The sequence below is a fragment of the Cytophaga sp. genome (assembly GCF_051961495.1).
GTDB lineage: Bacteria > Bacteroidota > Bacteroidia > Cytophagales > Cytophagaceae > Cytophaga.
Genome location: NZ_JBQCDF010000291.1, coordinates 1 through 13177 on the forward strand (window position 1 = coordinate 1; position 13177 = coordinate 13177).

13 protein-coding genes are annotated in these 13177 nt (G+C 39.2%); 12 read left to right on the forward strand and 1 reads right to left on the reverse strand.

All coding sequences use genetic code 11. The annotated features are described in order from the left end of the window. Together ACTHJT_RS16355 and ACTHJT_RS16360 are read left to right on the forward strand one after the other, a co-directional pair. The coding region (locus ACTHJT_RS16355; RefSeq protein WP_440240172.1) for a heavy metal translocating P-type ATPase at positions 1-1920 on the forward strand (1920 nt) is incomplete at its 5' end. 134 nt (positions 1921-2054) lie between these two features. After that, the gene (locus ACTHJT_RS16360) at positions 2055-2885 is read left to right on the forward strand and encodes a universal stress protein (protein WP_440240174.1); all 831 of its coding nucleotides are present in this window, start codon (positions 2055-2057) and stop codon (positions 2883-2885) included. Positions 2886-2976: 91 nt separating this feature from the next. Here ACTHJT_RS16360 and ACTHJT_RS16365 read toward each other — a convergent pair whose 3' ends face one another. Further along, positions 2977-3723: an acyl-CoA desaturase gene (locus ACTHJT_RS16365; protein WP_440240176.1), complete on the reverse strand. Its 747-nt coding sequence runs from the start codon at positions 3721-3723 to the stop codon at positions 2977-2979. Positions 3724-4277: 554 nt separating this feature from the next. Here ACTHJT_RS16365 and ccoS point away from each other — a divergent pair. From ccoS to ACTHJT_RS16415, 10 genes are all read left to right on the forward strand, one after another. Further along, on the forward strand, positions 4278-4448 hold the full coding sequence (gene ccoS, locus ACTHJT_RS16370) for a cbb3-type cytochrome oxidase assembly protein CcoS (RefSeq protein WP_440240178.1): 171 nt from the start codon (positions 4278-4280) through the stop codon (positions 4446-4448). A 5-nt stretch (positions 4449-4453) separates the two neighbouring features. Continuing rightward, on the forward strand, positions 4454-6592 hold the full coding sequence (gene ccoN / locus ACTHJT_RS16375; RefSeq protein WP_440240180.1) for a cytochrome-c oxidase, cbb3-type subunit I: 2139 nt from the start codon (positions 4454-4456) through the stop codon (positions 6590-6592). A 4-nt stretch (positions 6593-6596) separates the two neighbouring features. Continuing rightward, a complete protein-coding gene (locus ACTHJT_RS16380) occupies positions 6597-6788 on the forward strand; it encodes a CcoQ/FixQ family Cbb3-type cytochrome c oxidase assembly chaperone (RefSeq protein WP_440240182.1) in 192 nt (63 codons plus the stop codon). A gap of 13 nt (positions 6789-6801) precedes the next feature. Beyond that, the gene (locus tag ACTHJT_RS16385; RefSeq protein WP_440240184.1) at positions 6802-7611 is read left to right on the forward strand and encodes a cbb3-type cytochrome c oxidase N-terminal domain-containing protein; all 810 of its coding nucleotides are present in this window, start codon (positions 6802-6804) and stop codon (positions 7609-7611) included. Between the two features lie 29 nt (positions 7612-7640). Next, entirely contained in the window at positions 7641-9050 is a 1410-nt protein-coding gene (ccoG, locus tag ACTHJT_RS16390; protein ID WP_440240186.1) for a cytochrome c oxidase accessory protein CcoG, read from the forward strand. 18 nt (positions 9051-9068) lie between these two features. Beyond that, positions 9069-9509, forward strand: a complete 441-nt coding sequence (locus ACTHJT_RS16395) for a FixH family protein (protein ID WP_440240188.1) — start codon at positions 9069-9071, stop codon at positions 9507-9509. 1 nt (position 9510) lies between these two features. Then, the gene (locus ACTHJT_RS16400) at positions 9511-10212 is read left to right on the forward strand and encodes a sulfite exporter TauE/SafE family protein (protein ID WP_440240190.1); all 702 of its coding nucleotides are present in this window, start codon (positions 9511-9513) and stop codon (positions 10210-10212) included. Positions 10213-10226: 14 nt separating this feature from the next. Then, entirely contained in the window at positions 10227-11579 is a 1353-nt protein-coding gene (gene hemN / locus ACTHJT_RS16405) for an oxygen-independent coproporphyrinogen III oxidase (protein WP_440240192.1), read from the forward strand. Positions 11580-11837: 258 nt separating this feature from the next. Further along, positions 11838-12908 (forward strand): efflux RND transporter periplasmic adaptor subunit, encoded by a 1071-nt coding sequence (locus ACTHJT_RS16410; protein ID WP_440240194.1) that lies wholly within the window; start codon positions 11838-11840, stop codon positions 12906-12908. 7 nt (positions 12909-12915) lie between these two features. Further along, the coding region (locus ACTHJT_RS16415; protein ID WP_440240196.1) for an efflux RND transporter permease subunit at positions 12916-13177 on the forward strand (262 nt) is incomplete at its 3' end.

Below are 13177 nucleotides of genomic sequence, written 5' to 3' on the forward strand. Positions count from 1 at the left end.
AAAGAAATACCTGCAACAGATCGTTCGGTTTATTATAAAATTGCACTGGCAGGTTTCTGTTCATCTAATATTATGTTGATGAGCTTTCCTGAATATCTGGGCCTGGATATTGTACAGGAGCAAAATTATGCAGGCCTATTCGGATATATATCCATTGTTTTGGGTGCATTGGTATTATTTCTTGCGGCATCAGAATTTTATACTTCAGCCTGGGCGGGATTGAAAAATAGACTTATCAATCTTGATCTCCCTATTGTTACAGGCATGACAGCTCTTTTTTCACGCAGTGTTTATGAAGTAGTAACACATACCGGTACCGGTTATTTTGATTCACTTACCGGACTGATCTTTTTTTTATTGATCGGTAAATGGTACCAGGGTAAGGTGTACCAGGCGATGTCTTTTGAACGTGATTATCAATCCTATTTTCCTGTGGCTGTAACACGGGTGACAAATAAGACGCAGCAAGCTGTTTTACTAAAAGATCTGGTAAAAGGTGATGAGATTATTATCCGTTCACAGGAGATTATTCCTGCGGATGCTGTTTTATTGAGTGAAGCGGCTTATATCGATTATAGTTTTGTAACCGGCGAATCAACCCCTGTGAAAAAAACTGCCGGAGAAATGCTGTATGCAGGAGGTCGCCAGACAAGAGAAAAGATTCATATTCGTATAGAGAAAGAAGTTGTTCAGAGTCAGCTGCTGCAATTATGGAACGATGAAGTTTTTACAAAAAAAACTTCTAAGACTGGTGTATCAGCATTGGCAGATTCTTTTGCCAGAAATTTTACCATTGCCTTATTGATCATCAGTGTTGCCACCTTTGGTTATTGGTATTTCATTGATGTACATAAAGCATTTAGTGCACTTACAGCTGTGTTGATTGTCGCTTGTCCGTGCGCGCTGGCCTTATCCATTCCGTTTGCTTATGGGAATGCTCTTCGTAAATTGGCTAAACGAGGTTTGTTTTTACGCTGCACAGATGTGGTTGAAAACATGGATGCTGTTGATACGGTTGTATTTCATAAAACAGGCACCATCACAAAGATTGATGCCGCGGCCATTCAATATGAAGGTGATGTATTGAGTGATAGAGAAAAAGCAATGATTTATTCACTTGTGCAACATTCGACACACCCTTTGAGTGTGAAGCTGGCAGCTTTTTTACAGGAATTTGCATCAGACATTTCATTGGTAAATTTTAATGAAGTCGCTTCTAAAGGTCTTATGGGGATTACGGATGGTATAGCAGTACGTGCCGGCTCTGCTTCCTTTACCAATGCTCCGGATGGTCAAAAGCCTGTCGCGTCAGGAGTGTATGTATCCATTGATTCGGTTTACCGCGGATATTTCAGTATTCAGCATGTGTATCGGGAAGATCTGGATACATTGGTTAGAGAACTGTCAGCCGATAAAAAGATTTATGTTTTATCGGGCGATAATAATTCAGAACAAGCATATCTGGCTACATTATTTCCGGAGCCGAGCTCGCTGTTTTTTAACCAGACACCGGAAGATAAACTTTCTTTTATTAAAGAATTACAACAAGCCGGCAAACGTGTATTGATGGTTGGCGATGGATTGAATGATGCCGGTGCATTAAAACAAAGTGATGTAGGAATTTCTGTTTCTGAAAATGTATATAATTTTTCTCCTTCGTGTGATGGAATCCTCGATGCTTCGTCAGTAAGTCTTTTGGCAGGAGTAATACGTTTTTGCAAGGGTACTGTAACAACCGTGAAAGCAACATTACTATTTTCATTGCTGTATAATGTTGTTGTGATCACGATGGCTGTAAATGGGCTCTTCACACCATTGGCGGCAGCTATCATCATGCCGGCAAGTTCTGTATCCGTGGTTTTGCTGGTGGTTATTTCCACCAATCGATTAGCCCGCAGGTTGGAACTCAAAAATAAATAATTTTTCGGCAGATATTTCTGTTGAAATTAAATTCTCCTGTAGATAACGTGTCAATCGGTAAGGAGATTTATGTATTGGTGTTTATTGTAAAATAATGTATCTTATAGTATCAAAACTTTTTAATCCGTTTCAATATGAAAAATATTTTAATTCCTGTAGATTTTTCTGAAGTGTCTGCCAATGCAGTGGAATACCTCAAGCACTTTGCCCGTACAATCAAATGTCATGTTGTTCTTTTTCATAACAGCAAACTTGTTGTTGTAGCCAATGAAATGCTTGATACTGTTTATACCGGTATGTTCGATAATGCTGCCGAAGTAGATCAGAAACTGGAGGAAATTGTAAAATCATTTAAATCGCATGGAATTTCCTGTGAAAAACAAGTGGCCGTAGGTTTGCTTGCCGATGACATCAAACAGGCTGTAGCAGATTTTAAAATAGATATGATTGTTACTGGAACAAGCGGTGCCAGCGGTTTGGATGGTTTATTTTTCGGAACAACTTCTGTTACTATATTCGAACACGTAAGCTGTCCTGTGCTGGTTATTCCTGTTAAGTGCAATTACAGGAGCATTAAGAAAATTCTGTATGCTACTGATTTTAAAAAAGGAGATGAAAAAGTCCTGGAAAAAATATGTACCCTTGCCCGCATGTTTGAAGCTGAGATCATAGTTTCTCATATCAATACCGATGCGGAAAAATTTACTGAAGAAGATAGCCGTATGGATCAGCTTGCTGATTTAACAGCGGCAGAATTATCGTATAATAATATTTCCTACAATGTTACACACGACGAAAGTGTGTTTGATGGCCTGGAAAAAAATATAACCTCTTTCTACGTGGATCTTATATGTATGGCAAAAAGTGAAAAAAGGTTTTTCAAGAAACTGATTTCTAAAAGCAATACCCGGGAAATGGCTTTCCATAGCCGCATCCCTTTGCTGGTAACACATTTGAATGAATAGAGATAAACTGCTGTAAACAGAAAAGGCGTTCGTGAATTAATCTTCACGAACGCCTTTTCTGTTTATAACTGATTGCTGACTACTATCTACATTACATATAATTCAGATCATTATTCTTTTTCAATTTAATAATATGAAAAGCATTGAAGACAAGAATAAAAGGATAGGCCGGATCAAATTCATGCCACTTCACACCGAAGTTTGCACGTCCGCCGAGTTTGTGGTGATTGTTGTGATAACCTTCCCCAAACATTAAAAAGTCGACCGGTAATAGATTCTTTGCTGTATCATTTACAACAAAATTTATATAACCGTATTTATGCGCAAACCAGTTAATAATTGCACCATGTACCGGCCCCATCAGATAATGAATCGGAAGCAGCAAAAACATCCACCAGTGTGTGGCGAAATGAACATAAAACAAGGTGTAGGCAGTACCCCAGGCAATGCGGGAGAACCAGTTGTCACCAATCTTTTCTGCAAAGCCCCAGTAAGGAACATTCTTTTTGAATTTCGGATCAATGTTCGCACGATCATGTAAAATATCGTTATAAATATGTTTCGTCTTCCACATCATATCAAATAAACCACTGGAATATTGAGGTGAATGCGGATCTTTATCTGTATCTGCAAAGGCATGGTGCATGCGGTGCATAACCCCATAAGCATACGGACTTAAATAAGAAGAACCCTGGAACAGCCAGGTCAGGATGTAAAAGAATTTTTCCCATCCTTTGCTCATGGTGAACATCTGATGCGCAGCATACCGGTGCAAGAAGAATGTTTGCATGAATAGTGACAGATACCAATGCGCGATAAAGAATAACAGAATAATCATGTGAAGTTAATTTTGTACGATTGAACAGTACAAAACTACTTATACCTGTTTCTTTTAGAGATGATAAAAGTCATGGCAGATGGGTGGATGAATCATTTGAAAGTATAATAATAATGGAATGGATATTATTTAAAATGACTCTAAATAGGGTTTGATTGCTGCGTATCTATTGATATTCAGGCATTTTTTTAATTTTATTTTATGTTCGGTTTGTAGGAATGGAATTGAAAAAAATGGTAATAGAAATTGCATATAAATGAATATTGCTTCATATTTAAATTGAAAATGCTACGATCAGTTATTCTTTATAAGGCACACTTTTAAGGTTGTTTTTTACTGTTTTAGTTGTTTGTCTTAACCACATGATCGTAGTTTTTATAAATATTAAAACTGAAAATTTTTAATCCGGCTTGCAGTTTTTATGTATCAGTTTAATAACAATAAAGTTTCGCTTTATTGTTAAATATGATAATTGTCATTGAATTCAATATTGAATCTCATGTTATAACATCTGTGACTTGGTTTACTTTGTTTCATCAATAACAGCATCACATATGAGTGTTTTATTTATTTTGATCGGAATCAGTTTATTTGTTGCCATTGGCTTTTTGGTAGCGTGTTTCTGGTCTATAAATAACGGTCAGTACGACGATGAAGATACTCCGGCGTATCGAATGCTTTTTGATGATGTTCCCCAAAAGAAAACAACTAACAATAATAAATAGAGTATATGAATAACAACACGCTCGAAAAATTTTCTTACGATAATATAATCGTTCGGAATTTTCTTTTTGCTACCATGATCTGGGGTGTAATTGGTATGCTGGTCGGTTTATTCGCCGCATTGCAATTGGTGTATCCAATACTGAACTTCACAGACTTTACAACCTTTGGCCGGATTCGTCCCTTACACACGAATGCTGTCATTTTTGCTTTTGTAGGTAATGGTATTTTTGCCGGTGTTTATTATTCCCTACAGCGTTTGTGCAAAGCGCGTATGTTTAGTGATGCACTAAGCCGGGTCAATTTCTGGGGCTGGCAGTTAATCATCGTTGCAGCTGTTGCAACACTGCCGTTTGGTATCACTACCAGCAAGGAATACGCTGAGCTGGAATGGCCGATTGATATTGCCATTACATTGATCTGGGTTGTTTTCGGTTGGAATATGTTTGGTACAATTCTGAAAAGGAGAGAACAACACTTATATGTCGCGATCTGGTTTTATATTGGTACGTTTGTAACTGTTGCCGTATTGCACCTGGTAAACTCATTTGAAATTCCGGTAACATTTCTGAAAAGTTATTCCTGGTATGCTGGTGTTCAGGATGCGCTTGTGCAATGGTGGTATGGTCACAATGCTGTTGCATTCTTTTTAACAACGCCATACTTAGGCCTTATGTATTATTTTGTTCCTAAGGCAGCAAACAGACCTGTATATTCTTACAGACTATCCATCATACACTTCTGGGCATTGATCTTTATGTATATCTGGGCAGGTCCACACCACTTGTTGTATACAGCATTGCCGGATTGGGCGCAATCCCTTGGTGTTGTATTCTCTGTTATGTTGATCGCTCCATCATGGGGAGGTATGCTGAATGGTTTATTAACGTTGCGTGGTGTTTGGGATAAAGTTCGTGTAGAACCTGTATTAAAATTCTTCGTGGTAGCTATTACTGCTTATGGTATGGCAACGTTTGAAGGGCCTATGTTGTCATTGAAAAGTGTAAATGCCATTGCACACTATACAGACTGGATCGTAGCGCACGTACACGTTGGCGCACTGGGCTGGAATGGTTTCCTGACGTTCGGTATGATCTACTGGCTGATTCCAAGAATGTATAAAACCGAATTGTTCTCTATCAAGCTTGCAAACTTCCATTTCTGGATCGGCACACTTGGTATCTTGTTCTATGCGCTTCCAATGTATTGGGCTGGCTTTACACAAAGTGCCATGTGGAAAGAATTTACGGCAGATGGTGTATTAGCCTATCCGAACTTCCTTGAAACAGTATTGCAATTACGTACCATGTATATGTTGCGTGCCTTGGGTGGTGTGTTTTATCTGACGGGTGTTATTGTAATGTGTTACAATATTATTAAAACGGTAGCTGCAGCTACTGCATTTGAAAAAGACGAAGCTGCAGAAGCACCGGCATTGGCTCCCGTATATACGAAGCACGCTGGTGAGCACTGGCACCGTTGGATCGAGCGTAAGCCCGTTCAGTTAATGGTATTCAGTTTGGTTGTTATTCTGATTGGTGGCTTGGTTGAAATGATCCCGACTTTCCTGGTGAAATCAAATATCCCAACGATCGCGTCGGTGAAACCTTATACTGCGCTTGAATTGGAAGGCCGTGATATTTATATCCGTGAAGGTTGCAACAACTGCCACTCTCAAATGATCCGTCCGTTCCGTTCTGAAACGGTTCGTTATGGTGAATATTCCAAAGCAGGGGAATTTGTATACGATCACCCACACCTTTGGGGATCGAAAAGAACAGGACCCGATCTGCATCGTGTAGGGGGGAAGTATCCACATTCATGGCATTATAACCATATGATGGATCCGACCATTACTTCTCCAAACTCGATTATGCCTTCATATGCTTTCTTATTGGAAAATACGTTGAGTACACCTGATACGGAAAAGAAAATTGCAGCCATGCGTACGCTTGGCGTACCATATCCTGAAGGATATGAAACAACGGTGCGTAAAGAAATGGATGCCCAGGCTGAAGCGATCGTACAGAAACTTGCTGAAGATAAAATCAAAGTGAGTAAGGATAAAGAGATTATTGCCATGATCGCTTACCTGCAGCGTTTAGGTACAGATATTAAAATGAAAGATTCAACTTCAACTAAATAAGGATATGCTCAAGTTTATAAAATACCACATGTCTTCTATCGGCGGAATTGAAATCTATCCGCTTATATCCTTTATTGTCTTCTTTGTTTTCTTTTTGGTTGTAGCCATTTGGGTATTCATGGAAAGTAAAGAAAGCATTGCTAAAATGTCGAATCTTCCGCTGGAGGATGGTGCACGAAATTCTTCTAACGCATAATTAAAACAGGTATATGAAAAAGAGTGTTTTCTTTGTTGTTTCTTTTTTGCTTATGATTCATTCGGCTTTTGCTACCAGCATTGCTGCTGAAGTACCTGCGCCGTCTGTTTCTGATTCAAGTTCAGTAATCCTGATCTTTGTTCTGAGTACGCTGATTGTCTTGTTGCTGGCTTTTATATATTTCCTGTATTACATGAGCATAGCTATGCAGGTAATGTATGCAAACGGCAAGGAAGCAAAACCACTATTTGATTTTACAGATGCTGTACCGATTGAACGTGAGCACGAAATTATGCTGGATCACAACTATGATGGTATCATAGAGCTTGATAACAATCTGCCAACCTGGTGGCTGTATTTGTTTTATGCAACAGTGGTGTTTGCAGTCGTATATTTTTCTTATTTCACTGTAATGAAATATGGTGATAACCAAACACAGGAATATGAACAGGAAATACTTGCCGCTGCTGAAGAAATGAAGCTGCATGCAAGTAAAGTCGATGAGAATTCTGCGACGATGTTAACGGATGCTGCGGCATTGAAAGAAGGTAAAATTCTTTTTGACGAAAACTGTGCCGCATGTCATGGTAAATTGGGTGAGGGAGGAGTAGGTCCTAATTTTACAGATGCATATTGGTTGCATGGCGGCGATATTAAAAGTGTATTTAAGACCATCAAATATGGTGTGCCTGAAAAGGGGATGATTGCATGGCAGACACAGATCAGCCCGGTGCAGATTCAGCAAGCCGCAAGCTATATATTAAGTCTTAAGGGAACGAACCCTCCGAATGCAAAAGCACCGCAGGGAGAATTGGTTAAATAAATAATTTTATTCAGGAGAATAATAAAGTAGTGGAAGAGTATAATAGTCATATTGATGAATCTTTCAGAGATCATATATCAACCGTAGATGCCGCTGGCAAACGTGTATGGGTTTACCCTAAAAAACCGAAAGGTTTTTTTACAACTGCCCGTAATTACGTGAGTTATGCTTTTCTGCTGCTTTTTATTACCGCACCATTTATCCGTATTAAAGGTGATCCTTTAATATTATTGAATGTTCTTGAACGTAAGTTTATACTGTTCGGAATTATTTTCTGGCCGCAGGACTTTCATTTATTCTTACTGGCCATGATATCCTTTGTAGTATTTATTGTACTCTTTACGGTAGTATACGGCAGGGTTTTTTGTGGCTGGGCCTGTCCGCAGACCATTTTTATGGAAATGGTTTTCCGTAAAATTGAATACTGGATTGAAGGCGATTACAGAAGCCAGATTGCTTTAAATAAAGCCCCGCTTTCCCTGGATAAGTTTTTTAAAAAATTCTCCAAGCATTTCATCTTCTTTACCTTTTCGTTTATTATTTCCAATCTGTTTTTAACTTATATCATTGGTACAGATGAGTGGTGGAAGATTGTATCGGATAATCCACTGAATCATTTAGGTGGTTTTGTTGCCATCCTGATTTTTACATTTGTTTTCTATGGTGTGTATGCCCGCTTCAGAGAGCAGATCTGTACGACGATCTGTCCGTATGGACGTTTACAGGGCGTGATGCTGGATAAAAAATCCATTAACGTTGCCTATGATTATGTCAGAGGCGAGAGCAGGGCACATTTAAAACGCGGGGAAGACCGTGAAGCTGCTGGCAAAGGCGACTGTATCGACTGTCACCAGTGCGTGCATGTGTGCCCTACGGGTATTGATATCCGTAACGGGGTGCAGATGGAATGCATCAATTGTACCGCATGCATTGATGAATGCGATAGTATCATGGATAAGATTGGTAAGCCCAGAGGGTTGATCCGTTACACATCTGAAGAAGGTATTCAAAATAAAACAGGTTTCATCTGGACTAAAAAAGTTATTGGGTATACGATCATTTTAGTTGTATTGCTCCTTTCATTTACAGCTTTACTGATTACAAGACCCGATGTGGAAACAACGATTCTGCGTACGCCTGGTATGCTTTACCAGGATCAGGGGAATGACCATTACAGTAATTTATATAATTTTAAAGTTGTAAATAAAACAAGAGATACCTTGCCGATTACCTTTAAGATTACCAGTCATGCCGGTGAAATTAAATTGGTGGGGCATATTCCTGAAATTGTTCCGAATGCTATTTCTGAAGGCGCTTTATTCGTTATCCTTGATCAGAAAGATATTCATTCGATCAAAACACCTATTACTATTGGCATCTATGAAGGCAGCAAGTTGATTGATGAAGTGAGTACTTCGTTTGTAGGGCCGGTATTATAAATATAAACCATAGGTATCATGAAACTACATTGGGGAAATTATATTGCGATCTTCTTTGCATGCTTTGTTTTATTTATTCTGTTTCTGGTATATAAAACATTTAGCATTAACACCGAGCTGGTGACTGAAGATTATTATGCTAAGGAGATTGCCTATCAGCAGAAAATTGACAAGCTTGCTAATACTCAACAGTTGCATGCAGCCGTAGAAATTATACAGACGGCAGACTCGATACAATTTATTTTTCCTGAACAATATGCAGACAGCAATGTGTCAGGAAAGATCAGACTGTACAGACCTTCGGATATTTCCAAGGATCTTGAATTGCCGATCTTGCTTTCCAATAGAAAACAAAATTATTCAAAGTCGTTACTTTCTAAAGGAAGTTATGTAGTCCATATTGATTGGCAGGGGAATACAACTCCTTTCTATACAGAAGAAAAAATTTATATAAAATAAAATGATCTGGGCCGGCTTTTTAATGGGAATATTTGGTAGTCTGCATTGCATAGGCATGTGCGGGCCAATCGCGCTTGTCCTGCCGGTTCATACTTCAGATAAAGGATTAAGACTACTCGCTATGCTTATTTACAACGCGGGCAGAGTTGTTACTTATAGCGTGCTTGGTGCTTTATTGGGTATGCTGGGTACTGCATTTTATCTGGCAGGTTTGCAACAGGCATTATCAATCATTTCAGGCAGCCTGTTAATCCTGCTTATCCTGTTTCCGATATTTTTCAAAAATGTATTTTCAGGAAAAACTATTGCAGGAGTTCCATACATACAGGTCTTGAAGCATTCGATTGCTACCCGTTTAAGGTCCCATACATTTTCTTCCTTATTTCTTATAGGCTTGTTGAATGGCCTGCTGCCATGCGGATTGGTTTCGATTGCGGTCATAGGTGCTGTAGCTACCGGCGATGTGTTGCAAGGAACATTGTATATGTTGTTGTTTGGCTTGGGTACAATACCAGCCATGTCTGCATTGGTATTCAGCAAAAATTATGTACCTGTAGGTATGAAACAGATTTTTCAAAAAGTAGTGCCTGTATTTGTGTGTACCTTAGGTGTATTATTGATCCTGCGTGGAATGAATCTAGGGATTCCTTATGTGAGTCCTTCTGCTGAAAAAAACTGTTGTGCTCAAACGACTTGTCATTGATGTATATGGAAACTATGAACTCAAAACAACTGGTGCAAAAATACAATGTTCCGTGTCCGAGGTATACGAGTTATCCTACGGTTCCTTCCTGGAATACAGCAGCCTTTAAAAAGGTGCAATGGGAATATGAGGTACGTTCAAATTTTGCGCATGCAAATAAAAACGGCGGCATCAGCTTATATATACATTTGCCATTCTGCGAAAGTCTCTGTACCTATTGTGGTTGCAATACACGCATCACCGTGAATCATGCTGTTGAAATGCCTTATATAAAAGCTGTTCTTAAAGAATGGAAATTATATCTTAACTTATTCAAAGAAAAGCCTGTTCTTACTGAGCTTCATTTAGGCGGCGGCACCCCAACATTTTTCAATCCTAAAAATCTGGAGTTCCTGATACGGTCAATCATTTGGGATTGTATTATTCCTGAACATACATCGTATAGTTTTGAAGGACATCCGAACAATACCACCGAAGGGCATTTAAAAGTATTGTATGAACTTGGATTCAGACGGGTGAGTTTTGGTATCCAGGATTTTGAACGTCGTGTACAGGAAATTATTAACCGGGTCCAGCCAATTGAAAATGTCATCCGCGTCACGGAACAGGCACGTACAATCGGTTACACGTCGGTGAATTATGATCTTGTATATGGGTTACCATTGCAAACCATAGAAAGTATAACTACTACGATTGAAAAGGTAATTGAGCTGAAGCCGGACCGGATTGCTTTTTACAGTTATGCGCACGTACCCTGGTTAAAGCCGGGCCAAAGGAAATACACCGAAGCAGATTTACCGGCAGATGCATATAAAAGAGAACTGTATACGACCGGGCAAGCTATGTTTGAGCGAGCTGGCTATGAAGATATTGGCATGGATCATTTTGCATTGCCGGATGATGAGCTTACGCTTGCGGCAAAGACAGGAAAACTGCATCGAAATTTTATGGGTTATACAGCGCTGCATACTGCGTTTTCCATAGGCTTGGGCGTTTCAGCGATTAGTGATACCTGGGGAGCATTTGCACAAAATGTTAAAACAGTAGAAGATTATCAGAAATTGATTGCACAGGATATTATTCCGATTTTTAAAGGCCATCTATTAACTGCGGAAGACCTGAAGATTCGTACTCATATATTGTCGGTTATGTGCGAATATAAAACACAATGGAAAAAAGGAGAACTATCGGATAATATTTTAGTAAGGCTGAAGGACCTTGAAGCAGACGGATTGATTCAGCTGAAAGAAAATTCATTAGCCGTAACTTTAGTAGGCATGGGTTTTTTAAGAAACATCTGCATGGCTTTTGATCTGCGTTATTGGTCAGACCAGGTTGCCAAGGTTCAGTTTTCAAAAGCAGTTTGATTTAAAGTTGTTTGTTTAATATGAAGATCCTGGTATGAAAGTGCCGGGATTTTTTGTTAGTAGTATAATGGTAGCTCTGAGTATTTTTTAATTTTTTTTATAGGTATGAATCCAGAGGGCTGCAGGTGGTAAGATACAGGAATTTATTACATGAAATAAGTCGTTTTGAATAAATTGCTTACCGGATCTATTTAAAAGATACCCCGTGTTTCATTTTGCAGAAGTAAAACATAACGGGTTATTACGCAAGCGAACCACATGAAAAAAATAAAACCATATATACTTACTACAATTGGTATAGGCATATTAATTGCAATAAAGCTTGTTTTTTTTCCATTACAAAAAGCTGGCGGGGCTAACTCCGGTAAAGATAAAAAATCGCCTGTCCCGGTAACCGTATGTGTTGTTGGTGATGATGCGTTTCAGGATCATATCTATGCGAGCGGAACGATTGTCGCGAATGAAGAAGCTGCATTAAAGGTGGAGGCGAGCGGTGTTATAACCTATTTAAATCTTCCCGAAGGACAACGTGTAAAAGCCGGTACATTACTGCTTAAAGTAAACGATGCTGATCTTCAGGCGCAGCTTGAAAAAATTAATATACGCTTGCGATTGGCTGAACAATCTGAGGCGCGTCAACGGCAACTGCTAAAAAAATCCGGAGTCAGTCAGGAAGAATATGATATAGCACTCGCAGACCTTAAATCATTAAAGACAGATAGTGCCTACCATCGGGCATTGCTTGCAAAGACGGAAATACACGCACCTTTTGATGGTGTTATTGGTATTCGTAATGTAAGTGTCGGAAGCTACCTGACTCCTGCTGTTACAGTGGCATATATTCATCAGTTAGATCCTGTGAAGATCGAATTTTCTCTTCCAGAAAAATATACCAATATGTTTAATGCGGGCGATGTTATTTCTTTTAGAACAGAGGGGGCTGCAAGCACATATACAGCTACTATCATTGTTAAAGATCCTATGGTTGATGCCGGGAGTAGAAGCGTTCGTTACCGGGCATTAAGCCGCAATCCTGATGGACGGTTATTACCGGGAGCTTTTACACATGTTGAACTTCTTTTAAATCATAAAACGGGAAGTTTGTTTGTGCCAACTGAAACAATTATACCCTTTTTGACGGGGAAAAAAGTTTATGTAGTAAAAAATGGAATAGCGGAAGATCGGATTGTAGAGACCGGTTTGCGTACAGCAGATAACGTGCAGGTTCTCTCCGGTCTTACTGCAGGAGATTCTGTTGTTGTAAAGGGGAATTTTCAATTGAAAAAAAATACACCGGTTAAAATTACACAAGGAAAGAAAACGAATTGATTGCTGTATGAGCTTATCAACCATTAGTATAAAGAGGCCGGTATTGACGATTGTAATGAATGCAATCATTCTTCTGTTTGGATATCTTGGTTATCAGAAATTGGGAGTCCGGGAATTTCCTGTAATTGACCCTCCTGTAGTTTCTGTTCGTGTAGGGTATGCCGGTGCAAGCGCCGAGGTAATTGAATCTCAGATTACATACCCGCTTGAAAAAGCAATCAATGGCATTGAAGGCGTGAAATCAATTGCTTCATCAAGTAGTATTGGCG

What these genes read in the sequence shown, in the direction of transcription:
- ACTHJT_RS16360 (WP_440240174.1), top strand. Translation starts at nt 2,055, where the DNA reads ATGAAAAATATTTTAATTCCTGTAGATTTTTCTGAAGTGTCTGCCAAT.
- ACTHJT_RS16365 (WP_440240176.1), bottom strand. Translation starts at nt 3,723, where the DNA reads ATGATTATTCTGTTATTCTTTATCGCGCATTGGTATCTGTCACTATTC.
- ccoS (WP_440240178.1), top strand. Translation starts at nt 4,278, where the DNA reads ATGAGTGTTTTATTTATTTTGATCGGAATCAGTTTATTTGTTGCCATT.
- ccoN (WP_440240180.1), top strand. Translation starts at nt 4,454, where the DNA reads ATGAATAACAACACGCTCGAAAAATTTTCTTACGATAATATAATCGTT.
- ACTHJT_RS16380 (WP_440240182.1), top strand. Translation starts at nt 6,597, where the DNA reads ATGCTCAAGTTTATAAAATACCACATGTCTTCTATCGGCGGAATTGAA.
- ACTHJT_RS16385 (WP_440240184.1), top strand. Translation starts at nt 6,802, where the DNA reads ATGAAAAAGAGTGTTTTCTTTGTTGTTTCTTTTTTGCTTATGATTCAT.
- ACTHJT_RS16395 (WP_440240188.1), top strand. Translation starts at nt 9,069, where the DNA reads ATGAAACTACATTGGGGAAATTATATTGCGATCTTCTTTGCATGCTTT.
- ACTHJT_RS16400 (WP_440240190.1), top strand. Translation starts at nt 9,511, where the DNA reads ATGATCTGGGCCGGCTTTTTAATGGGAATATTTGGTAGTCTGCATTGC.
- hemN (WP_440240192.1), top strand. Translation starts at nt 10,227, where the DNA reads ATGAACTCAAAACAACTGGTGCAAAAATACAATGTTCCGTGTCCGAGG.
- ACTHJT_RS16410 (WP_440240194.1), top strand. Translation starts at nt 11,838, where the DNA reads ATGAAAAAAATAAAACCATATATACTTACTACAATTGGTATAGGCATA.